General features: G+C 33.5%; 25 protein-coding genes, 2 pseudogenes and 1 riboswitch. Of the genes and pseudogenes, 8 read left to right on the top strand and 19 right to left on the bottom strand.

Translation table 11 applies throughout. The features are described from left to right. Positions 1-45: 45 nt before the first annotated feature. Positions 46-1,023 (bottom strand): annotated as a pseudogene (locus TETH514_RS05910) (heavy metal translocating P-type ATPase); the annotation flags it as partial. Between the two features lie 478 nt (positions 1,024-1,501). Here TETH514_RS05910 and TETH514_RS05905 point away from each other — a divergent pair. Further along, positions 1,502-2,740 (top strand): IS110 family transposase, encoded by a 1,239-nt coding sequence (locus TETH514_RS05905; RefSeq protein ID WP_172632708.1) that lies wholly within the window; start codon positions 1,502-1,504, stop codon positions 2,738-2,740. A gap of 156 nt (positions 2,741-2,896) precedes the next feature. Here TETH514_RS05905 and nifS read toward each other — a convergent pair whose 3' ends face one another. From nifS to TETH514_RS05885, 4 genes are all read right to left on the bottom strand, one after another. Beyond that, positions 2,897-4,051: a cysteine desulfurase NifS gene (gene nifS / locus TETH514_RS05900; protein WP_009052958.1), complete on the bottom strand. Its 1,155-nt coding sequence runs from the start codon at positions 4,049-4,051 to the stop codon at positions 2,897-2,899. Positions 4,052-4,418: 367 nt separating this feature from the next. Further along, positions 4,419-4,643 carry a copper chaperone CopZ gene (copZ, locus tag TETH514_RS05895; RefSeq protein ID WP_009052959.1) on the bottom strand — a complete coding sequence of 75 codons (225 nt, stop codon included), beginning with the start codon at positions 4,641-4,643 and terminating at the stop codon, positions 4,419-4,421. Positions 4,644-4,680: 37 nt separating this feature from the next. After that, on the bottom strand, positions 4,681-6,657 hold the full coding sequence (locus TETH514_RS05890) for a heavy metal translocating P-type ATPase (RefSeq protein WP_012268662.1): 1,977 nt from the start codon (positions 6,655-6,657) through the stop codon (positions 4,681-4,683). 19 nt (positions 6,658-6,676) lie between these two features. Continuing rightward, positions 6,677-7,042, bottom strand: coding sequence for a helix-turn-helix transcriptional regulator (locus tag TETH514_RS05885; protein ID WP_009053042.1), 366 nt, complete (start codon positions 7,040-7,042; stop codon positions 6,677-6,679). 237 nt (positions 7,043-7,279) lie between these two features. Here TETH514_RS05885 and TETH514_RS05880 point away from each other — a divergent pair, with 237 nt between their 5' ends. From TETH514_RS05880 to thiF, 3 genes are all read left to right on the top strand, one after another. Beyond that, the gene (locus tag TETH514_RS05880) at positions 7,280-7,474 is read left to right on the top strand and encodes a MoaD/ThiS family protein (RefSeq protein WP_009053043.1); all 195 of its coding nucleotides are present in this window, start codon (positions 7,280-7,282) and stop codon (positions 7,472-7,474) included. Positions 7,475-7,493: 19 nt separating this feature from the next. Then, entirely contained in the window at positions 7,494-8,396 is a 903-nt protein-coding gene (locus TETH514_RS05875) for an ATP-binding protein (RefSeq protein WP_009053044.1), read from the top strand. 113 nt (positions 8,397-8,509) lie between these two features. Continuing rightward, positions 8,510-9,115: a sulfur carrier protein ThiS adenylyltransferase ThiF gene (gene thiF / locus TETH514_RS05870; RefSeq protein ID WP_009053045.1), complete on the top strand. Its 606-nt coding sequence runs from the start codon at positions 8,510-8,512 to the stop codon at positions 9,113-9,115. Here thiF and TETH514_RS12300 read toward each other — a convergent pair. The 3 genes from TETH514_RS12300 to TETH514_RS05860 are packed head-to-tail and all read right to left on the bottom strand — an operon-like array spanning position 9,054 to position 11,432. Beyond that, positions 9,054-9,362, bottom strand: coding sequence for an SHOCT domain-containing protein (locus TETH514_RS12300; RefSeq protein ID WP_232195944.1), 309 nt, complete (start codon positions 9,360-9,362; stop codon positions 9,054-9,056). The two genes, thiF and TETH514_RS12300, sit on opposite strands and share 62 nt — an antisense overlap. Before the next feature lie 26 nt (positions 9,363-9,388). After that, positions 9,389-10,774, bottom strand: a complete 1,386-nt coding sequence (locus TETH514_RS05865) for an ATP-binding protein (protein ID WP_172632705.1) — start codon at positions 10,772-10,774, stop codon at positions 9,389-9,391. After that, positions 10,737-11,432, bottom strand: coding sequence for a response regulator transcription factor (locus TETH514_RS05860; RefSeq protein WP_011026494.1), 696 nt, complete (start codon positions 11,430-11,432; stop codon positions 10,737-10,739). Before TETH514_RS05860 ends, TETH514_RS05865 begins: the two co-directional genes overlap by 38 nt. A gap of 239 nt (positions 11,433-11,671) precedes the next feature. Here TETH514_RS05860 and TETH514_RS05855 point away from each other — a divergent pair, with 239 nt between their 5' ends. The 3 genes from TETH514_RS05855 (at position 11,672) to TETH514_RS05845 (ending at position 12,673) form a co-directional block, all read left to right on the top strand. Next, the gene (locus TETH514_RS05855; RefSeq protein ID WP_011026495.1) at positions 11,672-11,860 is read left to right on the top strand and encodes a hypothetical protein; all 189 of its coding nucleotides are present in this window, start codon (positions 11,672-11,674) and stop codon (positions 11,858-11,860) included. A gap of 31 nt (positions 11,861-11,891) precedes the next feature. Next, positions 11,892-12,176, top strand: a complete 285-nt coding sequence (locus TETH514_RS05850) for an SHOCT domain-containing protein (RefSeq protein WP_009052707.1) — start codon at positions 11,892-11,894, stop codon at positions 12,174-12,176. Positions 12,177-12,496: 320 nt separating this feature from the next. Then, entirely contained in the window at positions 12,497-12,673 is a 177-nt protein-coding gene (locus tag TETH514_RS05845; RefSeq protein WP_009052708.1) for a MarR family transcriptional regulator, read from the top strand. A 25-nt stretch (positions 12,674-12,698) separates the two neighbouring features. On the opposite strand, the pseudogene TETH514_RS12880 reads toward TETH514_RS05845, so the two are convergent. Together TETH514_RS12880 and cysK are read right to left on the bottom strand one after the other, a co-directional pair. Continuing rightward, positions 12,699-12,924, bottom strand: a pseudogene (locus TETH514_RS12880) ([FeFe] hydrogenase H-cluster radical SAM maturase HydE); the annotation flags it as partial. A gap of 16 nt (positions 12,925-12,940) precedes the next feature. Beyond that, on the bottom strand, positions 12,941-13,879 hold the full coding sequence (cysK, locus tag TETH514_RS05840) for a cysteine synthase A (RefSeq protein ID WP_009052709.1): 939 nt from the start codon (positions 13,877-13,879) through the stop codon (positions 12,941-12,943). 319 nt (positions 13,880-14,198) lie between these two features. Here cysK and TETH514_RS12290 point away from each other — a divergent pair, with 319 nt between their 5' ends. After that, positions 14,199-14,351 carry a DUF1540 domain-containing protein gene (locus TETH514_RS12290; protein ID WP_003870552.1) on the top strand — a complete coding sequence of 51 codons (153 nt, stop codon included), beginning with the start codon at positions 14,199-14,201 and terminating at the stop codon, positions 14,349-14,351. Between the two features lie 64 nt (positions 14,352-14,415). Here TETH514_RS12290 and copZ (TETH514_RS05835) read toward each other — a convergent pair whose 3' ends face one another. The 9 genes from copZ (TETH514_RS05835) to feoB all read right to left on the bottom strand — a co-directional run bounded on the left by copZ (TETH514_RS05835) (position 14,416) and on the right by feoB (position 25,505). After that, positions 14,416-14,640: a copper chaperone CopZ gene (copZ, locus tag TETH514_RS05835; RefSeq protein ID WP_009052710.1), complete on the bottom strand. Its 225-nt coding sequence runs from the start codon at positions 14,638-14,640 to the stop codon at positions 14,416-14,418. 88 nt (positions 14,641-14,728) lie between these two features. After that, entirely contained in the window at positions 14,729-15,364 is a 636-nt protein-coding gene (locus TETH514_RS05830) for a DedA family protein (RefSeq protein WP_009052711.1), read from the bottom strand. 116 nt (positions 15,365-15,480) lie between these two features. Then, the gene (locus TETH514_RS05825; RefSeq protein ID WP_009052712.1) at positions 15,481-15,822 is read right to left on the bottom strand and encodes a DUF134 domain-containing protein; all 342 of its coding nucleotides are present in this window, start codon (positions 15,820-15,822) and stop codon (positions 15,481-15,483) included. Between the two features lie 67 nt (positions 15,823-15,889). Beyond that, on the bottom strand, positions 15,890-18,544 hold the full coding sequence (locus tag TETH514_RS05820; RefSeq protein ID WP_232195913.1) for a PAS domain S-box protein: 2,655 nt from the start codon (positions 18,542-18,544) through the stop codon (positions 15,890-15,892). Between the two features lie 267 nt (positions 18,545-18,811). Beyond that, on the bottom strand, positions 18,812-19,498 hold the full coding sequence (locus tag TETH514_RS05815) for an anaerobic ribonucleoside-triphosphate reductase activating protein (RefSeq protein WP_009052714.1): 687 nt from the start codon (positions 19,496-19,498) through the stop codon (positions 18,812-18,814). Continuing rightward, positions 19,495-21,573, bottom strand: a complete 2,079-nt coding sequence (locus tag TETH514_RS05810; RefSeq protein WP_009052715.1) for a ribonucleoside triphosphate reductase — start codon at positions 21,571-21,573, stop codon at positions 19,495-19,497. The genes TETH514_RS05815 and TETH514_RS05810 overlap by 4 nt, the downstream gene beginning before the upstream one ends. 112 nt (positions 21,574-21,685) lie before the next feature. Then, a riboswitch (cobalamin riboswitch) is annotated at positions 21,686-21,899 on the bottom strand. A 183-nt stretch (positions 21,900-22,082) separates the two neighbouring features. Then, positions 22,083-22,556: a Fur family transcriptional regulator gene (locus TETH514_RS05805; RefSeq protein WP_003868059.1), complete on the bottom strand. Its 474-nt coding sequence runs from the start codon at positions 22,554-22,556 to the stop codon at positions 22,083-22,085. Positions 22,557-22,624: 68 nt separating this feature from the next. Continuing rightward, a complete protein-coding gene (locus TETH514_RS05800) occupies positions 22,625-23,218 on the bottom strand; it encodes an HD-GYP domain-containing protein (protein ID WP_003868058.1) in 594 nt (197 codons plus the stop codon). A gap of 244 nt (positions 23,219-23,462) precedes the next feature. Continuing rightward, positions 23,463-25,505, bottom strand: a complete 2,043-nt coding sequence (feoB, locus tag TETH514_RS05790) for a ferrous iron transport protein B (RefSeq protein ID WP_003868057.1) — start codon at positions 25,503-25,505, stop codon at positions 23,463-23,465. Positions 25,506-25,507: the final 2 nt, after the last annotated feature.

Here is a 25,507-nt window from a genome sequence, read left to right as displayed (position 1 = left end):
TAGCAACAGAAATAAGCGAAAGAATGAGTTTGGACAATTCCAAACTCATTCCCTAAATCTTCTCAATCTCAAGGCATTTGATACAACTGATACTGAGCTAAATGCCATTGCCCCTCCTGCTATAGCTGGAGTTAAAAGGCCCATTGCGGCAAATGGTATGCCGATTGTATTGTATACAAAAGCCCAGAATAAATTTTGATATATATTTCTCATGGTAGCTTTGCTTAATTTTATGGCGGTCACAATACCCATAAGATTACCACTTATCAACGTTATATCCGAGGTTTCTATCGCCACATCTGTACCTGTACCTATCGCTATGCCAACATCCGCTGTAGCTAAAGCAGGAGCATCATTAATACCGTCTCCCACCATTGCAACTACTTTTCCCATTTTTTGAAGTTTCATAACCTCTTCAGCCTTATGTTCTGGCAATACTTCTGCCAGCACATTTTTTATACCAACTTGTTTTGCTATTGCCTCAGCAGTCCTTTTATTATCTCCTGTAATCATGTATACTTCAATACCCATAGCGTGTAACTCTTTAATAGCTTTTGCCGAGTCACTCTTTACGGTATCTGCAACAGCTATAATGCCATAAACGCTGTCGCGAGATGCCAATATCATTGCTGTTTTACCTTGTGATTCTAGTTCTGTGACTTTATCTTCAATTGATGTTACATCAATATTTTGTTTGTCCATGAGCCTTCTATTGCCAATATAAAACTCTTTTTCATTTATCATAATGCATATACCGTAGCCTGGTATAGCCTCAAATTTCTCAGGGTCTTCCAATATTTTGAATTTTTCTTTTGCTTTATTAACGATTGCTTGTCCCAATGGGTGCTCAGAATTTTTTTCTGCAATTCCCGCTATTTTTAGTATCTCATCCTCGGTAAAATCTCCAAAAGCTACTATGTCTGTAACTTCCGGTTCTCCTTTTGTTATCGTCCCAGTCTTATCAAGCACTATTGTCGTGATTTTTCCTGCTTTCTGCAGATGTTCTCCTCCTCGTATAATTAATTTTAAAGACAATAAATTTGTCTCACTTCTTAAAAATTTAATAAAGTGCATTTATAACTGGAAATCTTTAATATTCTCATCTTGTCTAAAATCTTATCTATTGCCATGAATCCGTAATATTGCGCAATATGCAGGATTCATGGCGCGGCCGTCTCATCTTTTTTCGGCCTTATTATTTACTTTTGAGATAACTTGTAGCATTATTATACTGTAAAGTTAATGTGGGACAGGCTTTCGTCCTCCATGCGGCTTGACCGCTCTTTTAAGTGTGGTCCCTACACCAGATTTGCCTTTTCTTACGCGAAATCTGCTTTGTCATATATAAGCCCCTGGCAGCAGAGGATTCAGGCTTATATATTAAGAGCTAATTGCGAGGTTGCTACATAATCTGGTTGCTAGGGTTATCTCAAATTAACTTTTACTTACTTTATCACTTTTGAAAGGAGGTGTAACAATCTTGAATAAGCTTTTTGTTGGTATGGATGTAAGCCTGAATGATGTCAAGGTTCATATTCTCGACCAGGAGGGTAATGATGCTTCCTCCCGTTTTTCTGTAGAAAATAACCCTCATGGTTGTGATGTTATAGTATCACGTATCTTGGAGTGTTGTAATAAATACAATATTCAAAAGGTCTTTATTGGTTTGGAATCTACCTCAGTCTATGGCTGGCATCTTCAGTATTATTTGGCTGATCATTCTGCTCTTAAGCCTTATCAACCTTCTATTACTACTTTTAATGCAAATATTATTAATGCTTTTAAAAAGTCTCTCGGCAATTTACCTAAAAATGACTGGATTGATGCCTTTGCTATTGCCGAAAAACTGAGATTCGGTAGACTCCCTAAATCTTGTTCTGTAGATTTTAGATATCTTGCTCTCCAGAGGCTTACTCGCCATCGCTTTCACATTGTTAATAGTATTGTTAGAGAAAAAAATTATTTACTCAGCAATTTGTTCCTTAAGTTTAGCGGTTTGTGCCAAAATAAAGTCTTTAGTAATAATTTTGGAGCAACTGCTACTGAAATATTTAATGAGTTTTTCACCCTTGATGATATTGCGGCTCGACCGCTTGATGAACTTGCCGGCTTTTTGGTTGATAAGAGTAAAGATCGCTTTGATGATCCAGAAGCTACAGCTAAATTGCTTCAAGAGGCTGTTCGCAAGTCTTATAGAATTAATGCTACTGTAGATGATTCTTTAAACTTTGTTATCAAGTCTTGCTTTGACAATCTACAGTCCCTTGAAAAGCAGAAGAAAGCTGTAGAAAAAGCCATTATTAATGAGGTAAAAGGATTTAACAATGAATTTCTTTGTCTTACATCAGTAAAAGGTATTGGCCCAACCATCGCAGCCGGCTTAATATCTGAGATAGGCGGAATTTCAAGGTTTGATAATGATAATGCCCTTGCAAAGTTTTCCGGCCTTTATTGGTCAGAGTACCAGTCTGCTGATTTTAAAGCGGAGGACACATATCTCAAGCGTACTGGTAATGAGTATCTCAGATATTATTTTATTCAAGCAGCTGACCAGCTCAGGAAGTATTTACCTGAGTTCTCACAATACTATGCCCGCAAATTTAAAGAAAGCAAAACTCACAAGCATAAACGTGCTCTTGTATTGACTGCACGTAAAACTGTAAGGTTAGTCTTCGCTCTGCTGCGCGAAGAAAAACTTTATAAATCCCCAATAATGAAAGGAGATGATTGTATAAGTTAACATATTACCCCATAACCATATTTTACATTAATTTCCATTAGCTTATTGCGTGATGGTTAGCTTTGCTATACCCTTTTTTTAGGTTATTTTATTAAATTTTTTTTGAATTTTTTTTACCACCCTCTTGACATATTACCGAAATACTTGTAGATTCTCTCATACAATCTGTGATATTGACCTTAATCTTTTAACAATTTGTGGAAGTACTTCTAAAACCTTATCTATATCTTCTTCCGTGTTTTCTTTACCTATTGTAAGTCTTAATGACCCTCGAGCTAATTCGCGAGAAAGCCCAATTGCCAGAAGCACATGAGATGGCTCAAGTGAACCAGAAGTGCATGCTGAACCACTTGAAGCACATATTCCTGCCATATCTAAGTTTAAAATAAGGGATTCGCCATCTATAAATTCAAATGATACATTAACATTGCCTGGAAGCCTTTTTGTTGGATGCCCGTTTAACCTCGCATATGGTATTTTTTCTAATATTCCATTTATAAGTTTATCTCTTAAAAATTTGAGTTTATTTATATGAGAATCCAAATTTTTCGTGATAAGCTCTATCGCTTCCCCCAGTCCTACTATTCCTGGAACATTTTCAGTGCCCGCTCTTCTATTCCTTTCCTGTGTTCCACCTTGTATAAGCGAATGAATCTTTACACCCTTTTTTATATATAATGCTCCTACACCTTTGGGTCCATATATCTTATGAGCAGACAAAGATAACAAATCAACATCTAATTTTTTTACATCTATCGGTACATTTCCAACTGCTTGCACAGCATCAGTATGAAAATATACATTTTTCTCATGAGCTATTTTGACAAGCTCCTCAATTGGCTCTATCGTACCTATCTCATTATTAGCAAACATTATAGAAACAAGGATTGTTTTATCTGTAATCGCCTTTTTTAAATCTTCAGGTTTTACAAGTCCATATTCGTCAACTGGAAGATATGTTACTTTGAATCCTTCTTTTTCAAGATATCGGCAAGTATGGAGCACTGCATGATGTTCAATTTCTGTTGTAATAATATGATTTCCTTTTTCTTTCAACGCATATGCTACACCTTTTAATGCCCAATTATCTGACTCAGACCCTCCACTGGTAAAATATATTTCCTCAGAATCTGCCCCTAGTGCTTTTGCTACTTTTTCCCTCGCTTCTTCAATAGCTTTTTTCGCTTCTTGACCATATGAATACGGAGAAGATGGATTACCAAAAACATCACTATAATATGGTAACATCGCCTCTAATACCCTTTTATCAACTGGTGTAGTCGCAGCATTGTCTAAATAAATTCTATCCACAAAAATCGCCTCTCTCTATTATTTTTTACTTCTTAGTATCTCTCTTACCTTTATAATTTCATCGATAATGTCAAGATTTAATGTGTCAGGAATAAATCCAGCTCCTATTCCTTGTACCTTAATTCCGAGTATTCCGATAAGAATTATAAATTTTCTCTTTTTAAGGTATCACAATCTTATCTCAATGTCAATAGGTGCATTTACGCATCCAAATTGCTATTCCTTATCAAACTGAATGGGCGGTATCAAGCCGCCCAACATATCTTTTCCTTAGTCAGTTGCAAATTATTTAGAAAAGTTAACACCGATGTTTCACAAATTCCACAAAACATCCTCCTACTTTACACTTTAAATTTTTTAATAGGTATTACACTTCATATCCTGTATCAATAATTGCTTTTTTCATATCATCGACAGAAACTTTAGCAGGGTCATATGTTACCGTAACATTACCTTTATCAAGGTCAACAAAGCTTAAATATACCCCATTTAACTTCTTTAGTGCATTTTCAACAGACATTTTGCAATGGTTGCATGTCATCCCCTTAACATTTATGACGATAGTCTCACCCTTAGGTCCAAACAAACCCATGATTCATATCCTCCTTTTTTAAAAGTTAGTAATATTTTTATTTTTTATTAAGCAATCTTAAAGAATTAAGGACTGCAAGGAGTGCAACACCTACGTCGGCGAACACAGCTTCCCACATTGTAGCAACCCCTAAAGCACCAAGTGCTAAAACTACTATTTTTACTCCCAGCGCAAGAAGGATATTTTCCCATACTATTAATTTTGTTTTTTTGGATATCTTTATCGCTGTTACCAGTTTTGAAGGTTCATCTGTCATTAAAACTACATCGGCTGCTTCTATAGCAACATCTGACCCGATTCCACCCATTGCAACACCCACATCAGCTCTCGCTAAAACCGGTGCATCATTTATGCCATCACCGACAAATATGAGTTTGCCCTTTTTATTGTTAGCATATAACTTCTCAAGTATACCAACTTTCTCATTTGGAAAAAGTTCTGAATACACTTCATCAATCCTTAATGAAGCAGCGATTTTATCGCTGATAGCTTTGTTATCCCCCGTAAGCATGACAATCCTCTTAATGCCCATTTCTCTTAGGCCTTCTATGGCTCTTGAGGAATCTTCTTTTACTTCATCGGATATGACGATATAACCAGAATATTTGTTATCTATAGCTACATGAATGATAGTACCTATTGAGTCACTGGTAACACAATCAATATTTTCGGCCTTCATTAATTTAGCATTACCTACAAGGACTTTTTTTCCATCTATATTTGCTCTTACGCCATTTCCTGAAATTTCTTCATACTTTTTTATTTTAGATCTGTCTACTTCTTTTCCATAGGCTTTTAAAATGGATTCTGCTATAGGATGGTTTGAAAAACTTTCGGCATATGCCGTATATTCTAAAAGCGCATCCCTACTTATACCATTTACAGGTTTAATTTCCGTTAACTTAAATACCCCTTTTGTAAGGGTACCTGTTTTATCAAATACAACAGTTTCTACATTGCTTAACGCTTCCAAATAGTTACTTCCTTTTACAAGGATGCCATTTTTTGAGGCAGCACCTATACCAGCAAAAAAGGTTAAAGGAATCGATAACACCAGTGCACAGGGGCACGATATTACAAGAAAAATAAGTGCTCTATATATAAATTCCTTGAAGGTTGCTGCTGGTATAATTAAAGGAGGAATTACTGCAATAATCAATGCCAAAAAAACAACAATAGGAGTGTAATATTTGGCAAACTTTGTCATAAATTTTTCTGTAGGAGCTTTCTTACTGCTAGCCTCTTCAATAAGTCCTAGTATTTTTGAAACAGTTGATTCTGCAAACTCTCTGGTTACTTCTATTGTGAGAAGTCCATTTTTATTTATAAAGCCACTTAAAACGTCCGCGCCTTTATAAACCTCTTTTAAAACAGATTCTCCTGTTAATGCAGAAGTATCCACCATCGATTCCCCTTCGATTACCTTCCCATCAAGTGGTATTTTTTCACCAGGCTTTACTATGATGACGTCTCCCGGTCTTACTTCTTGTGGTGAAACCCTCTTTATTTCATATCCAATTTTTAAGTTAGCATAATCGGGACGAATATTCATTAACTCTTTAATAGACCTTTTCGAACGGTCAACAGCAATATCCTGCAGAAGTTCCCCAATTTGGTAAAAAAGCATTACAGCTACACTTTCCGGATACTCTCCAATAACAAAAGCACCAATTGTCGCTATGCTCATAAGAAAATGTTCATCAAAAACCTGCCCTTTTAAAATCTTTTTACCAGCTGTTAAGATGACTTCTCCACCTACGATTATATAGCTTATGAAAAATAAAGTAAATTTAACATAAACAGATAAATTAAATATCAATGCAACAGTAAACAAGATAGCAGAAATCCCATATTGAATGATTCTCCTGTATACTTTATTAGAGTCATCATTATCAAAAGAAAGCTTACAACTATCAGAATCACAATTTGCGTTCAGTGGATTTCCTTTTGCATCTAGGGCACAACTTCTACAACCAAACCTCTCTAAAACAAAGGCCCTTTTATTATTTTGCATAGTATTCACCTCTCCTGATTCATTCATTAATATGGTCAAAACCCTGTTCAAATATTTTCTTTACATGGTCATCCGCCAAAGAATAATAAACCACTTTTCCTTCTTTTCTAAATTTAACAAGCTTATTTTGCCTTAGTATCCGAAGCTGATGAGAAACTGCAGACTGGCTCATGCCAAGAAGTGCAGCAATATCACAAACACACATTTCTGATTCAAATAATGCATAAAGAATTTTTATCCTTGTAGTATCTCCTAATACTTTAAACAATTCTGCAAGGTCATACAATTTTGTTTCCTCTGGCATAGTTTCTTTTACCTTATTTATAATATCTTCATGTATTACGCTAATTTCGCAGATTGGGATTTTGCTGTCTTCTCTTTTCATGGCCATCTCCTCTTTGCTTTAATATATGAATAATTGTTCATACTTTATTATATAATAATTTTTGCTTCCTTTCAAGAACTTCAATCTCTAATCCAAAAACTAAAATACAACTTCCAAGCTAAAATATTTGTTGAACATTCTATTTCCTTTTAAAATTCTTGACCGAATAATTCAAATGTGTTATAAATAATTTTACCGTACAATTTTCGAAATTTGGTTTCTACGGGGGTATCAAGAATGACAGTAATATTTGTAGGAAAAAACAATCAAATTACAATAAAAGCTCCAAAAAATGTTGAAAAACTCGCGAAAGAGTTGGATATAAATTTAGAATCACATGTCATTATAAAAAATGGAGAAATAGTTACTCCAGACGAAATTCTTCAAGATGATGATGTAGTAGAAATAATATCAGTAGTTTCTGGAGGTTAGTAGAAGGAGGCTTTACCAATTGAAGTGCATAAGATGTAAGAAAAAAGCAGTTATCACTCTAAAAAGGCATAATGCAGCCTTCTGTGCTGAGTGTTTTTTACATTATTATAGAAACCAAGTCTTAAAAAACATTCAAAAAAATAAAATGTTTAAAAAAGACGATAGAGTTTTAGTGGTAGTATCTGGCGGCAAAGATAGTATGGCTCTGTGGGACGTTCTAGTCAAGGAAGGTTATAACGTTGTCGCAATGTATATAAATCTTGGAATTGGAGAGTATTCAAACAGGTCTCAAGAGGTGGTTGAAAATTTTGCAAAGAAAAATAATCTTCCACTCATTGTAAAAAATATTAAAGAAGAATTCGGGCTTGATATATACAAGCTTTCAAAGACTTTAAAACGAAGCCCCTGTTCCGTATGTGGAACAATTAAAAGATACCTGTTTAACAAAGTAGCTTACGACAATGGATTTTCAGTTATTGCAACAGGTCACAATTTAGATGACGAAGCAGCAACACTTTTAGGCAATATTTTGAATTGGGGAGAAAGCTATCTTGCAAGACAGGGACCAGTTTTACCTCAAACTCACCCGAAACTCATAAAAAAAGTAAAACCTCTTTATACTTTAACAGAAAAAGAAAACATGTATTACGTACTTTTAAACAAAATTGAATTTTTACATGAAGAGTGTCCTTATTCAGTTGGAGCTCGTTCAATTCTTTATAAAGAATTATTAAATGAACTGGAAGAAAAAAGTCCTGGCACAAAACAGCGTTTTTTGATTGGCTTCCTTGAAAAGGGCAAAAAACATTTCAAAGAGGTAGAAAATATTGAATTGAAGGAATGCAAAACTTGTGGCCATGTCACAACAACGGAAGAATGTTCTTTTTGCAGACTTACAAAAGTTTCTAATACCGTTAGCTAGTGTAGAGATTGTACCTAAGGCTGGTAGTATAAAAAATTTTTAAAACCAGCCTTTTTTCTTACACAAAAGTCAACATTTAAAATTACAAACAAAGTAAGGAGAGTGAAAAATGCATGAATCCTTTTGATGTAATGCTTAAAAATTATTTTGATGAAAAGATGCTTGACAAGCTTTCAAGAGTAAAAATTCTTCTCATTGGCTGTGGTGGACTTGGTTCAAATGTTGCAGTGATGCTTATAAGAAGTGGTATTAAAAACCTCACAATAGTCGATTTTGATGAGGTAGACATCTTAAATCTCAACCGACAAAATTACTTTTTACACCAGGTAGGAGAAAAAAAGGTATTAGCCCTTAAAGATACTCTCTTTAAAATCAACCCCCACGCAAACATAGCAGCCAAAAATATAAAAATTGATGAGTCAAATTTAGATGAGTTAATCCTTCAACATGATATAGTTGTGGAAGCTGTTGACAATGAATTTACCAAAACGCTGATTTTTAAAAAAGCCCAAAAACATAATAAAAAAGTGGTTTTGGCTTCAGGTGTCGCAGGATTTGGTGATTGCGAAAATATTAAAATAAAACGGGGTAAAAACTTTTCAATTGTGGGGGATTTTGTTACATCGATTAATGAAAAGAAACCTTTGGCACCCAAAGTCATAGCAGTCGCCGCAATACAAGCAGATGAAGTATTAAGGATGATAAATGAGCTGGAGTAAAAATGATGATATAATTATTTTTCTTCAAGTATTTTTTTTTTCGTTCCAGATACTCTTCTTCGCTTATTTCCCCTCTTACATATCTTTCTTTCAAAATTTCTAATGCATCACTCTTGTGACTTCTATTTCTTGTACCTCGAAATGATGATATAATAAAATAGATTGCTACAATTATTAAACCTATTTCTATTGCTGACCAAATAATACCCCAAATGAATACATCCGCTCTATATCCCCATGCGCACATCATACGCATCAATTGTCTCTCCTCCTTTACAAAGGAATTTTAACAGTAAACTTACTCCCTTTATTTATCTCGCTTTCAACGCTTATTTCGCCTCCATGGGCTAGTACTATAGCTTTTGCAATCGAAAGCCCTATTCCACTTCCACCTGTTTCACGATTTCTTGATTTTTCTCCTCTGTAAAACCTTTCAAAAATAAAAGGAATATCATCTTTTGATATGCCCATTCCATTATCTTCTATTACAAATACTGCATAATCACCATCTTTATAAAAGTCTATTTTTATTTTGCCACCTACAGGAGTATATTTATTTGAATTTGATATTAGGTTAACGAAGACCTGTGCTATCCTGTCCTTATCACCAAACAACATAATGTTATCTTCGATGTTCTTTACAACTTCTTGTTCTTTTTCAGCAAAAGATGCTTCAAAATTTGTCAAAATGCTCTTTACTAATTCGCTTGCATCAAATTTGATTTTATTAAGCTTTAACATATCAGATTCAAATTTATTCAATGTTTCAAGGTCTTTTACAATATTTATAAGCCTTAAGACCTCTTCATTTAAACTCTTCAATCTTTCATGCGTCGGCTCCCAAATCCCATCAAGCATTGCTTCAATATGACTCTGCAATGTTGTCAATGGTGTTCTAAGCTCATGTGCAATGTCAGAGGTCATTTGTTTTCTTAGTATTTCTTGATTTTTTAAAGATTCTCCAAGGTGGTTTATTGCAGCTGTGAGCTTAAATAGCTCATCTTCTTTAGGTATATCATAAACCTTTGCAGTAAAATCACCTTTTTCAAGCTTTTTAGCAACTTCCGTAATATTAATTAACGGTTTTGTAATATAATTTGACACATAAATACTTATAGTCAATGCTATAAAAAGAGCTATCAATGTTGCTATAATATTATATCTGCTAATATCACATAAAAACTTAAAATCCAAGTCACTCATCATTATCGGCCCATAATAAATTATATCTACATATCCCACTGTTTTTTCATCTACAATGATGGGAAGAGTTTTTTCAGAAATATTTTTCTTATTCCATTTTCCCATCATATTCATCATATATGACATTGAAGAAAAATCCCATATAATTTTGCCATCTTTATCTCTAAGCCTTAATCCATATCCTTTCATCATAGCTGCATGAGCAATTTCACGCCCTGTTGTACTTTTCCAACCTCCCTCAGATTTATACACTGCAGCAAGAGTGTTAGCTATATTGCTAAATTCTTTATCTGTTGACTTTGTAACATAATTTCCAAAGCTATTTATTATTAAGATGTTTGTTGTAATACTTACAATAACAATCGATATAAGAGCTATTGAAATAAATACAATAGCCGTCCTTGTTCTTAAATTATTTCTAAACATTTCCATCACCAAATTTATATCCAACGCCATACACCGTTTTAATATACACTGGATTTTTCGTATCGTCTTCAATTTTTTGTCTTAAATTTTTAATATGTGCATCAATCGTCCTGTCATAGCCTTCATAGTCAAATCCCATAACTTTTTCAATTAATTCTTCTCTTGTAAAGACCCTATTTGGATTGCGAATTAGAATCTTTAAAATTTTAAATTCATTTGGAGTAAGATTTACAACCACACCCTTTTTCCTCACTGTATGTGCTCTTAAATCAACCACAAGGTCATCATTATTAAAAGACATTACTTCAGCAAGAGGCACATCATCAGTTGTTCTTCTTAATATTGCTTTTACTCTCATAACCAATTCGCGTGGGCTGAATGGTTTTGTAATATAGTCATCAGCACCTATAGAAAATCCATTAATTTTATCACTTTCTTGAACTTTTGCTGTAAGCATCAATATCGGAACATTGGAAAACTGACGTAACCTTTTACACAGTTCCTCTCCTGAAATACCTGGCAACATGAGGTCCAATATAACAAGGTCTGGTTTTTCTTTTTTGAATGTATCTAAAACGTTATTGCCATTAGTTTCAGTAATAACGCTAAATCCCTCACGCTCAAGGTATGACTTTACAACTTCCAGTATTTTTATTTCGTCATCAACCACAAGTATTTTCTTATTCATCTTCCATCCACCCTTTATTATTTTGCAGCAAAATTATGAATAACTTATGAAGATAGCTTGATAAACTTCTTTTAATATATTATACATCACAGTTTGCAAAAATCTAATCGCCTACTTTTGGAAATTATTTTAATTAAACTGTATTTATTTTCTCTTCATATTTTCTTCAAAAGTAAGCCTTAAAATAAAAATAAACCCAAGTTAACAGTTTTTTGATAAATAGAAAGGAGTTGAAATGTATGGGGCTTATATTAATCTTGGCAATTGGCTTTTATTTGTACAAAACAGGTGATCTGCAAAGAATAATTAATAATTTAAATGCAAACAAAGATTGCCAAGTGAATGAAGCAAAGAAAATACTTGATATACGTTTAGCCAAGGGAGAAATTACAGTAGAAGAATATAACAAATTAAAAAGCATTTTGTAAAATATAAATATTTGGAGAGGAGGAGAAAATAATGTTTGGAGGATATATGATGGGTGGTTTAGGTCGTTGGTTTGGAGGATATTATCCTTGTGGTTATGGAACTTGGTTCGGTGGTGGACTTACCAATATATTGTTCTTAATTTTAATAGGCGTAGTAATTTACTTGCTAGTAAAACAGATTAGAAATGTTAACTTTTTTAAAAAACACGATACAGATCCTAATAATGAAGCATTAGAAATTGCCAAGTTAAGGTACGCTCGCGGTGAAATCACCTTAGATGAGTATATAGAAATAACTAAAACTTTAAAAAAGTGAGCTAAATAATCAGATTGAAAAACCCCCCATTTTTCTGAATACAGAAAAGGGGGGCTGTATTTGTATATAATTTGCCTTTTTTAGTATAATAAGTGACAATAATCACAGATTTTTGATAACCCCCTTTTGTATAATAAATTAAATCTTTAGTTATACCCTTTGTTGAAAAGCTGCAAAAGCAGTAGTTGGGGAAGCCAGTGAAATCTTAATTTTATCGTTAAAAAATTATTTTAGAAGTTCTTGTCAAAAATAAGAATTGATATTATAATGGAATCGTAATCAATATAAAATTGTAATGTGTATTAAGGAGGAAAAATAAAATGGATGCCAAAGAGATAGTATTAAAAACTTTAAGAGAATCTTCAGAGCCTCTGCGTCCTAGTGATATTGTGGAAAAATCAGGCCTTGACAAAAAAGAAGTTGAAAAGGCTATTAAAGAATTAAAAAAAGAAGATTTAATAATGTCTCCTAAAAGATGCTATTACTCTGCAAAATAATCTGTAAAAAAAGAGAGTGCAGATTTTACACTCTCTTTTTTCTATAACCAAAACTTTCTGAAACTACTCTTCCAATACTATTTATCCTGGCAGTTATACAACTAAAGCAATGAGCAGGAGTATCAGCAACACAAATTTTTCCCGGATACAGCCGGATATAATGCGTACAACTTTCTGCATTCTCCCTCTGTCACATTGGGCATTACAACATTTGCTCCACAACGAAGTGCTGTCATTCTTCCATTAGGATTAAATTCATTATGGCGTTCAATATTCAAAAAATTTGTGCATACTTAAATATCTTTCCCCAGTATCAGGTAGTACTGTTACAACTCGTTTTCCTTTCCCGAGGCGATTTGCAACTTCAACTGCCGCAAAAACATTTGCGCCTGAAGAAATACCACAAAGAATCCCTTCTTGTTTTGCAAGTTTCATTGACATCTCAAAAGCATCTCTCTCTTTTACCTTTATAATTTCATCGATAACGTCAAGATTTAATGTGTCGGGAATAAATCCAGCTCCTATTCCTTGTATCTTATGAGGTCCAGGTTTGCCGCCTGACAATACAGGAGATTCCTCTGGTTCTACTGCAAAAATTTTTATATCTTTGTTATATTGCTTTAAAACTTTCCCTACTCCGGATATTGTTCCCCCTGTGCCTACACCTGCTACAAATGCATCTACTATTCCATTTGTATCTTTTAATATTTCTTTTGCCGTTGTAAGTTCATGTATTTCTGGATTCGCAGGATTTTTAAACTGATCTAACATTATATAACCAGGATTTAATTCCAAAATTTCTTGTGCCTTTTTTATGGCTCCTTTCATACCCTCTGCACCGGGTGTTAAAACAAGCTCTGCTCCATATGACAAAAGTAAATTTCGTCGTTCTATACTCATCGTATCAGGCATTACAAGAATCAACTTATACCCTTTTACAGCACTAACCATCGCAAGACCAATGCCTGTATTTCCACTGGTAGGTTCAACAATTGTCCCACCAGGTTTTAATCTTCCTTCTTCCTCAGCTCTTTTTATCATATTTAATGCAATTCTGTCCTTAACACTTCCACCTGGGTTAAAAGACTCTAATTTTACTATGACCTCCGCTGAATTTTCAGGAACAACTTTATTCAACCTAATCATAGGTGTATTGCCTATAAGCTGAGTTATATCCTCATAAATTTCGTTTTGTCTTTTAGGCATAACTTTTTGCCTCCTTTTAATTCCGAGTATTCCGATAAGAATTATAAATTTTCCCTTTTTAAGGTATCACAATCTTATCTCAATGTCAATAGGTGCATTTACGCATCCAAATTGCTATGTCTTAGCCTTTATCAAACTGAATGGGCGGTATCAAGCCGCCCAACATATCTTTTCCTTAGTCCGGTGCAAATTATTTAGTAAAGTTAACACCGATGTTTCACAAGTTCCACAAAACATCCTGTTATTTTGTTTACAAAAAGGTATAATAAAATAATATATGCAAATACTATTTTTGATAATAAAAAGTGAGGTGTGTTACATGTCAGCAGAAAATGTAGTTAAATGTTCAGTAAATACTTGTAGTTACTGGAAAGATATGAAATGTCATGCTCCATCGATTGAAATAAATTCAAAAGTAATGTCTGCAAAAACTAGTGCAGAAACAGAATGTACAACATTTAAACCAAGGTAACGCAAAGAAAAGCATTGATATCTCATTCAATGCTTTTCTTTCACTTTAAATTTTTTAATAGGTATTACACTTCATATCCTGTATCAATAATTGCTTTTTTCATATCATCTACAGAAACTTTAGCAGGATCATATGTTACCGTAACATTACCTTTGTCAGGGTCAACAATAGCTTTCGATACCCCATTTAATTTCTTTAGTGCAGTTTCGACAGACATTTTGCAATGATTGCATGACATTCCTTTAACATTTATAACGATAGTCTCACCTTTAGTTCCAAACAGGCCCATAATCCATATTCCCCTTTCATAAAATTTAAAATATATTAAATAATATATTATATCGAAACAGCACACATTTTATCAAAAACTTCCTGCATCAACGTTTTTTCCTTTTTAAAACGCTTATAATTGCGGGTATTAACGATATGACAATTATCGCAATTGTCACCAATCCAAAATGGTCTCTCACTATTTGCAAATTCCCAAAATAGTACCCACCTAAAGTAAAAAGTAAAACCCACAGCGTTCCTCCTAATGCATTGTAAAATAAAAACTTAAAATATCTCATTTGTCCAATACCCGCTACAAAAGGGACAAAAGTTCTAATAATTGGTATAAATCTTCCTACAACAATAGTAATAGAACCATACTTTTCATAAAAGTCACGAGCTTCCAGCAAATGCTCTCTTTTTATTAGTCGTAGATTTTCTCTTTCATAAATCTTTTCTCCCACAAATTTCCCTATATGATAGTTTATTGTATCTCCTAATATGGCAGCAGATGCCAAAAGTATAACCACATAAAATACATTTAAACTGCCAATTGCTGCAAAAGTCCCTGCTGCAAAGAGAAGAGAATCTCCAGGCAAAAAAGGCGTCACCACAAAGCCAGTCTCAAGGAAAATAATAAAAAACAAAATGCTGTAAGTATATGTGCCATAAGTTTGAATAACACTGCCTAAATACTTATCAAGATGCAATACAATATCAATGAAGTTTTTTATAAGGTCCATTTACTTCATCCTTTCATATATATAGTAACTCTTATTCACAGCATTAATTATACTATATATATGAAAGGTTTTGTAAAAAAATATGAAAATTTAATAGAATTTTAATCTTCTCCACCCTAGTGGCCATGTCTATGTCGCATACCTCTATGACCTCTTTGTTCTTCTTCATAAACTCTGTAATTTCCACCTTCCACTCTTATCGCTTTACCATTAACCAAAGCATCTGCCACTTTTTGTCTAGCAGAATTGATTATTCTAAAAAAGGTAGGTCTCGACACCTTCATCATATCAGCACATTCTTCTTGCTCTAAACCTTCTAAATCCTTAAGCCTTATAGCTTCTAATTCCTCTACTGTTAGTATAACTTCATCTAACATAGACATAGGCACACCTACTGGTTTAAAATGAGTTACATTTGGTTCACTTCTAACCCATCTGCATTTTGGAGGTCTTGGCATTTTATCACACCCTATTGTTTAATAAATGACGATTACTTTAATATTTTATACTTTTTAAAGAAAAATATCAATCCTTCATAAAGGCTAAAAATTTTTCAACAAGAATAGGGTCAAATTGTATCCCCGCCATCTTTCTAATCTCTTTTAGCGCTTGCTCTTTAGAAAGCCCCTTCCCTTCTTCATCTATCATCTGCACATAAGCATCTACTATAGCCAAAATTCTACATTCGTAAGGAATATCCTCTCCTTTTACAGCAAGTGGATAACCTTGTCCATTCCACCATTCATGATGCATTAAAATCATATCCGCAAGGTGAGCTAAATCAGGCGATGACATAGCAATTCTATAACCTATTTCACAATGTTTTTGAAATTCCAATTTTTCTTCTTCATTTAAGTTATCTACCTTATCTAGTATTTTATCTGAAATTCCTACCATTCCAATATCATGAAACTCAGCCAGAAGCTCTAAATTTTTTATCCGCACTTGAGAAAGTTTTAAATATTCGGCAAAGTTTGCTAAAATTTCTTTGACTGCATTTAGATGCTTTTGTAGCTTAGGCTGTCGTATTTCAAACATCTTTAAGATAGAATCTAATACTTTTCTATAACTGCTTCTTTTATGAAATAGCTTCTCTCTATACATGTTATTATCTGCTTCTTTAAAAACTTCCTCAATTTTTTTAAAACTATTATTCTTCACTGCATAGCCTATTGACATACTTAAAGGTATGTTTTCTTTTTCAAAAGTAAATTTACTATTTTCAACCATTTTTCTTATTCTATCAACCGCTTCTTCTACAATCTCAATGCTAGCGTTAGGCAGTATTACAGCAAATTCATCTCCTCCTATTCGGGCGATAATGTCCTGTCCTCTAAAACATTTTCTCAGCACATCCGCCGCTGTTTTTAAAAGCATGTCTCCTGCCTTATGTCCTATTGTATCATTGATAAGTTTTAATCCGTCTGCATCACAAATTATCAAACCAGTCGGCACTATATTCTGTTTACCAACAAAAGCTAATTTTTCTTCAAAGAAGTTTCTATTGTAAAGGCCAGTAAGTATATCATGGGTGCCCAAGTGCTCAAGCTTCTCTTGCGCTAACTTCCTTTCTGTTATATCTCTTATTATCGTCATAATAAGCTTTTCATTTTCAAAATCAACACTTACTACATTGGCCTCCACATAAAACTCGCTACCGTCTTTTCTCTTATGTTGTAAGTTCAGCAAAACACCCCTTTCAGCTTCAACATCTAACAATTGAGTCAACTCCTCTTTCTCACAATTACAAAGCTCAAAAATATCCATCTTTAAAAGTTCTTCCATTTCATAGCCATAAGCCTTTATTGCAGCTTTATTCACCTCTATAATCTTGCCATCTTCATATCTTGCAAATAAAATTATGTCATTTATATTGTCAAAAAGCAGTTTATATCTTTTTAAAATTTGTTCGGTTTTTTTGTTTTTTGTAATATCACGGGAAATAAAAGATATACCAATATATCTACCTAACTCATCTTTTAAACCAGCAAGTGAAACAAGCACATGTATAGTTTTTCCCTCTTTTGTAATCCGTATTCCTTCATAACTTTTTATTTCTTCTCCTTTTAACAATCTTTGTAAAATATTTTTGACTTTTTCTTTTTCAAAATCTGGCATCAAAGTGTATATGCTCTTGCCTATCATTTCATCAGCTTTATAGCCGTATATTTTTTCACATCCTTTATTCCAAGTTTGAATAATGCCTTCAAGGTCAAAACTCCCAATTCCTTCATTAGAAGATTCTACAATAAATTCATACTGTTTCAATAGCTTTTCATACTCTCTTTTATCGCTTATGTCTCTAAAAACCATAACTGTCCCAATTACATTTCCCTCTGAGTCTTTTATGGGAGCAGCAGAATCGGCAATGGATATCACATGCCCATCTTTTGATATCAAAGCAGTATGATTTGCAAGCCCTGTAATTTCACCAGTTTTTAAAACTTTTTCTATTGGAATTTCTACCTTCTCTTTCGTATCTTCATTGATTATATTAAAAACCTCATCAATTCTCTTTCCTAATACCTCTCCTTCTTTATACCCTGTAAGCTTTTCTGCAGTAGGATTCATAAACTCTATATTGCCGTTTGCATCCGTAGCAATAACTCCGTCTCCAATGCTCTTTAATGTAACACGAAGCCATTCTTTTTCTTTATTCAAAGATTTCATAAGTTCTTCTTGTTTGTGAAAAATAATAGCTAATATATTGCTTGCAATTTCATAGAAATGCATCAGTAAAGCAATCGCTAATATAACTTTTAAGGAATACAAAAGGTCAAAATCAACTAAATAATTTATCAAATTAAAGTGTTTTATAATGGGAAATGTAATCTCACGAATGCCTATTAAAATAAGTAATATTCCTATGACTAAACTAGAAATCACTTTTGAGGATTTGAAATTTTTAAATATCAATGTACCAGAAAATATACTCATAACCCCTAAAAAAATATACATTGGAATTACAGCTATATAATTACTACTTCCTAAAATTTTATTTACTGCATACCACCCTAAACTTAGTGAAATAATCCATAAACCCTTTTGCAAAAAATTTACTTCAAAAAAAGATTGAAAACCATAAGTAAACAATATAGAACTTATTACAAGCAAACCATATACTATCACCTGTGTCAAAAATGTATTAGGCAAATCCCCATATTCTATTGCATATTCCATAGCGTATCTTATTAAATCAAGGCCCCAAGCACTTCCCCAAAATAGAATATATTTTTCCTTTTCTGCATTATGCACTAATAAATAAAATATTGCTAAAATCAACAAAATTAATATCTGGTATTTATTGAAATATGTATATTGCTAGCCATCCTATTCCCCCTCTACCTAGAAAAACAAATGTTTCTAAATACATTATAAATCCATTTTTAATTTATGTCCATTATCAAGTTCATTTTTCCGAAAAATAAAAAGAGAGAGGTGACTCTCTCATTCTCTTATTAATATTTCTCCAAAATTTCCATTCAGTTTTTCTTTTATTTTTTTTAAAAAGTTAATATCACAATCTTGAATTCCACTTTTCTCCTTATCCAATATACTTTCAGCATACTTGTACCTTTGCAAAGCATACCTTTTTGCAGGAGAAATCCAATCAGCTAAAGCCTCAAAATCTTCTAAAGTAAGTAGTTTGTCATTTACAGTAGTTCTAAATTCGTAATCTATATGAGAATTTTTAATTATCTCTACACTTTTTTGAATATTATCTATATCTTTTTTATTTTTCAAAAATATGCTATATTTTTCTATTGGAGCTTTTATGTCCATAGCTATATAATCAACAAGCTCCTCTTTTATCAAATCTTCTAAAACCTGTGGCCTTGAACCATTAGTGTCCAACTTGACACTGAAATGTAAATCTTTTATATTTTTTATAAAATCTTTTAATCCTCTCCAAAGAGCAGGTTCCCCTCCTGTGATACATACACCCTCTATGAGGTTTGCTCTTCTTTTAAGATAATTAAAAAAATCTTTTTCACTCCGTATACCTTCTCTTATAGGAATTAGATAACTGTTGTGGCAATAAGGACACTTAAAATTGCAGCCACTTATAAAAACAGTGGCTGCAATTTTTCCTGGGAAATCAATAAAAGAAACAGGCATAAAATTGTATATCATACAACAAATTCCTTTCTGTCCTTGAACTCTTTTTTCTTACCTTCATTCCAATTCTTAACTGGTCTGTAGTAGCCAACAACTCGACTGTAAACTTCACATTCTTTCCCACAATATGGGCACTCAAAATGTTCTCCTGATATATAACCATGGTCCTCACAAATTGAAAAGGTTGGAGTTATCGTGTAATAGGGAAGTCTGTAATTATAAGCTATTTTTTTGACTAAAGCCTTACAAGTAGCTACATCGTTTATACTCTCTCCAATGAACCCATGAAATACCGTACCTCCTGTGTATTTTGTTTGTAACTCTTCTTGCAAGTCTAAAGCAGTAAATATATCTTCAGTAAAGTCCACAGGAAGCTGGGTGGAATTAGTATAGTAAGGCACATCGCTACCTGCAGTTATTATATCTGGGAATAATACTTTATCTTTTTTAGCTAATCTGTAGGAAGCTCCTTCTGCAGGAGAAGCTTCTAAATTGTACATCATATTTGATTCTAATTGATATTGTTCTAATTTGTGCCTCATAAAATCTAATACTTCAAGAGCAAAATTTCTTCCTTCTTCAGTAGCTATGCTTACTCCCATGAAATTTAATAGTGCTTCATTCATGCCAATAAGTCCTATTGTGTTAAAATGATTTTGCCAGTAATAACCGAATCTTTTCTTTATATCCTTTAAGTAAAATTTCGAATAAGGATAAAGTCCCATTTCAGTCATTTTTTCTAATACTTCTCTTTTTATTTCAAGGCTTGTCTTAGCTATATCCATGAGCCTTTCTAACCTTTTGAAAAATTCCTCTTTTGATTTTGATAAATACCCAATCCTTGGCATATTTATTGTTACGACACCTATTGAACCCGTCAAAGGATTTGCACCAAAAAGTCCTCCCCCTCTTTTTCTCAACTCTCTGTTGTCCAACCTGAGGCGACAGCACATACTGCGAACATCATTTGGATCCAAATCGCTATTTACAAAATTGCTAAAGTAAGGAAGACCATACTTTGCAGTCATTTCCATTATTTTATCTACTACAGGGCTATCCCAGTCAAAATTTTTAGTTATATTATAAGTTGGTATTGGAAAAGTGAATATCCTGCCGCTGGCATCTCCCTCCATCATGACTTCTGCAAAAGCCATATTTAGCATGTCCATTTCTTTTCGAAATTCTTTGTAAGTTTTGTCCATCAATTGACCGCCAATTATGACAGGTTCATCTGCCATAATCTCCGGTACCACCAAGTCCATAGTTATGTTTGTAAAAGGGGTTTGAAATCCTACTCTTGTAGGCACATTTATATTAAATATAAATTCCTGCAAAGCCTGTTTTACCTCTTTGTAGGAAAGATTATCATAATATATAAAAGGCGCTAAATAAGTATCAAAGTTGGAAAAAGCCTGAGCTCCTGCTGCTTCCCCTTGAAGTGTATAGAAAAAGTTGACAATCTGCCCAAGAGCAGACCTAAAGTGCTTTGGAGGTTTGCTTTGAACTTTTCCTTCTACTCCTGTAAATCCAGAAAGCAGTAAATCTCTTAAATCCCATCCACAGCAATATACAGATAAAAGCCCTAAGTCATGAATGTGCAAATCTCCATTTACGTGGGCATCTCTAACTTCTGGAGGGTATATTTTATTTAACCAGTAATGGGCCGTTATCGTACTGGAAATATGGTTATTTAAGCCTTGAAGAGAATAACTCATATTGCTATTTTCATTTACTCTCCAGTCCTGTTTTCCTATGTATTCATCCACCATTCTTTCAATATCCATAAACATCTTTTTGAATTCTCTTATGTCTTGATGCTGCTTTCTGTACAAAATATAAGCTTTTGCTGCTTTGGCATGACCATATTTTATCAAATATTGCTCTACAATATCTTGAATCTGTTCTACAGTGGCTATCCCTTCAAAATGCTTTTCAACATAGTCTGTAACTTCATCAGCTATTTGAACTGCTTGCTCATACTCCCCTTCTCCTACTGCCTTAAAAGCCTTATATATAGCATTTACAATTTTAGACTTATCAAATTCAACTTCATTTCCATTCCTTTTTATAACTTTCATAGCAATTTTCATAGTTTAAAACCTCCATTTTTTAATAATTCTTTGGTTAATAATTATACCTCTTAACTCCTACGGCCAGTTAAGAGGTATACAAAGGTACCTCACCTCCTCTATACACCGTAGAGAAGTGATAACAAATACAGGCAGGTCTCCTGACTTAGGCTCATCACTCTTTACGCCTTCCCACCCAGCTCCAATATTCCCCAAGGAAGTGCCAGGCAGTGGCATAATGTAAAGAGCTCACCATCACAGTGGCGGGACCGTGCAGGGCTTTCACCTGCTTCCCTTTTAACCCAATTTTAGCTTCCAAATTGGGCACCTGTATCTGAGAATATTAATTTTTCTACAAAATATAGTGTATAAAAATATTTATAACCCAATATTTAGTATATCATCCCCTTATAAACTTGTCAACAATAAATATTTTTTTAACATCCTCTGTTGTAAAGTGTAGAAAATACTATAAATGAAAACGGCAGGATTTTCCTGCCTTCTCCTAAAAATTATTAATTTCGCCAATATTAATGTTTCTCATTTTTTGGAGTTTTTTTGCATTTACTACATATTCCATAAAAATTTAATTCTCCATAATATACGTCGAAATCATATTTATTATCTATCATTTTTATATACTTAATCAAATCAGGACTGTAATATTCGTCTATACTACCACAATATTTGCAAATTAAATGAGCGTGAATCTTTTTCTTGTTAAACATTTTAAGCTCATAGTACTTTTTGGTTCCTATTATATTTTCTGATAATATTCCTTTGTCTACAAAAATTTTTAAATTCCTATAAAGAGTTGCTACACCATAATGGGGCCATTCTTTCTTTGCTTCTTGGTAAAGGGTATCAAAGTCAAAATGTATATCGGGATTTTTTAAAAACACATTTAGTAAGATTTGTCGCTTTTCAGTTATTTTTAAACCATTTGCTTTCAAAGCCTTTATTAAAAGAGACATTAAATCATTTTTACTTTTAATAGCATTCATAATGAATCACCAAATTTCAAACATATGTTCAATTTAAATATACACCTTTTATTGACATATGTCAATAACTATTTGTACATTTTTCTCCACTTATCCCACAATATTTCATCTATTTCCTCTACTAATACCGGATCAAACTGTGTGCCTTTATTGAAAAAGATTTCTTCTCTTATCTCTCCCCAATCTAGCGGGCTTCTATAAGGTCTTTTGGAAGCCATGGCATCTATACTGTCACAGATAGCAATTATTCTTGCTCCCAAAGGAATAGTTAAACCTTTTAATCCCTCAGGATATCCCTTCCCATCCCAGCGCTCATGATGATAAAGAACTATTCTAGCGATTTCTTTAAGTCTACTGGATCTGGTAAGAATATTGTAACCTATCACAGGGTGGGTCTTTATAATCTCAAATTCATGAGGCAATAGTTTACCTTTTTTATTTAATATTTGATCTGAAATGCCAATTTTCCCTATGTCATGTAAATGGGCAGCGATATGTACTTTCTCAAGTTCTTTGCCTCTGAGTCCTATTTTTCGCGCTAAATCTTCTGTCATATCAGCAACTCTTGTAGAATGCCCTTTTGTATAAACATCTCTTGCTTCTAATGCAGCAATTAAGCATTCAACAATGTCATGGTAGAACTCATGTGTTTTTCTAAACATTTATTTTCCTCCTTTGTTAAATTTCAAAAAAAGCAATCCCATTACAAATTGGGATTGCTTCTTGAGAGTATATACTCTATATTTTTTACAGGACAGTTGCTACAAGAATTCTTGCAATTAGAACAATATGCACATGACTTCGAACTAAGTTGTTTTTTTAACTCTTTATATATCACAAAAACAGATAAAACACCAAGTAAACCTAAAACAATTGTTTCTAACATACAAATCTATCCTTTCAAAATCAATTAAGTCCTAAAAGTTTTCCACCTTGATACACAATCACAGCCATAAGCCATCCCAACGCAAGGGTGTATCCAACTGCGAAAGCAGTCCATTTCCAGGAATTTGTTTCTCTTTTAATAGCTCCAATTGTTGCCACACAAGGAATATAAATCAAGGTCATTACCATAAAGGCATATGCAGAAAGTGGAGTAAAGTTTTGGCGGATTGCCTCTGTTAGTGCAGCCCCTTCAGCTCCATATACAACACCAAAAGTTCCAACAACTACTTCTTTTGCCAAAACGCCAAATATAAGGGCTGATGCCGCTTCCCACTTTCCAAAACCGGCTGGCTTTAAAATTGGCGCAATCAAAGACCCTATTCGGCCTATTAAGCTGTTTTCACTGGCATATTCCACTCCAACAGGTAAATTTGAAAGTACCCATATAAGGATTACAACGCTCACAATTATCGTACCTGCTTTTTTAATAAACTCACTTCCTCTTTCCCACATGTGAATAAAAAGCCCTTTTAAAGTAGGAATTCTATAAGGAGGCAACTCCATAACAAAAGGAGAAGTTTTTCCTTTAAAAAGGTATTTTTTAAACAATTTTGCTACTATTATTGCCAGAACAATTCCCAATAAATATATAGAAAATACTACCAATCCTTGATTTGCAGTGAAAAACGCCCCAGCAAATAACACATAAACAGGAAGCCTAGCAGTACAGGACATTAACGGATTTATCAAAATAGTTATAAGCCTATCTTCTTTGTTTTCTAATGTCCTTGTAGCCATTATAGCTGGCACATTACATCCAAAACCTATAATCATAGGAATAAAAGACTTTCCATGTAAACCAAGTGCATTCATTAATCTGTCCATCACATAAGCTGCACGAGCCATATATCCACTGTCTTCTAAAATAGATATGGCAAAAAACAGCAAAAATATTGGAGGTATAAATACAAGAACTGAACCTATACCGCCTATAAGCCCATCAGTTATAAAAGAAGTTATTACCTCTGGAACTCCAATATTTGCTAATACAGTATTTGTAACTTCTCCCAACCACCCAAAAAAAGTCTCTATCCAGCCTACTAAAGGATCTCCAATAACAAAGGTAAATTGGAAAACTCCCCACATTGCCAGTAGAAAAATGGGTATCCCTAAATAACGATTTGTAACAATTTTATCAATTTTATCCGAAAGGGTATACCTGTCTTCTACTGTATAGTGTTTTCTTACGCATTCTTTTATAATGCCAGATATAAAACTGTATCTTTTGTCAGCTATAAGAATTTCTGCATCTTCTCCCAATACCTCTTCTAAATACTTTCTGCTCTCTTTTAATTGAGACAAAATATCTTTATAATTTTCTATCTCTTTTATGAGGTTTTCATCATTTTCTAATAATTTTACAGCCAACCAGCGTGCCAAAAATCTTTTTGTTAAATTTTCTTCTTTCTCAATCAATTTTTTTAACTTATCAATTTCTTCTTCTATCTCTTTTCCATAGTCAACTTTATAAACCTCTTTTTCTTTGCTTTCATAAACTTTCAAAACAGCTTGTAAAAGCTCCTTTATCCCTACATTCTTTGTCGCAACAGTAGGGATAACGGGTACTCTTAAAAGTTTTGATAGTTTCTCCACATCTATTTGGATGCCTTTAGCTTTTGCCTCGTCATACATGTTTAATGCTAGTACCACATTAGCATTCATTTCCAAAAGCTGCATTGTCAAATACAGATTTCTCTCTAAATTAGTAGCATCAACTACATTTACAACCACATCGGGCTTATCGTAAATGATAAAATTGCGAGCTACGACTTCATCTTCTGTATAAGCTCCTAAACTATAGGTACCAGGAAGGTCAACAACATTGATATCTACACCCTCAAATTTTAATTTCCCTTCCTTCTTCTCTACTGTGACTCCTGGCCAATTCCCAACATGTTGCCTTGAGCCAGTCAAATCGTTGAATAAAGTTGTTTTACCTGAATTAGGATTGCCAGCTAAAGCAATCACAAGCTCCCTTCCCTGCAATGTAGATACCTCTCCCATCC

Origin of the sequence: Thermoanaerobacter sp. X514 (assembly GCF_000019065.1) — a bacterium.
Taxonomy (GTDB): domain Bacteria; phylum Bacillota; class Thermoanaerobacteria; order Thermoanaerobacterales; family Thermoanaerobacteraceae; genus Thermoanaerobacter; species Thermoanaerobacter pseudethanolicus.
This window is presented reverse-complemented; position numbering and strand designations above follow the sequence as displayed.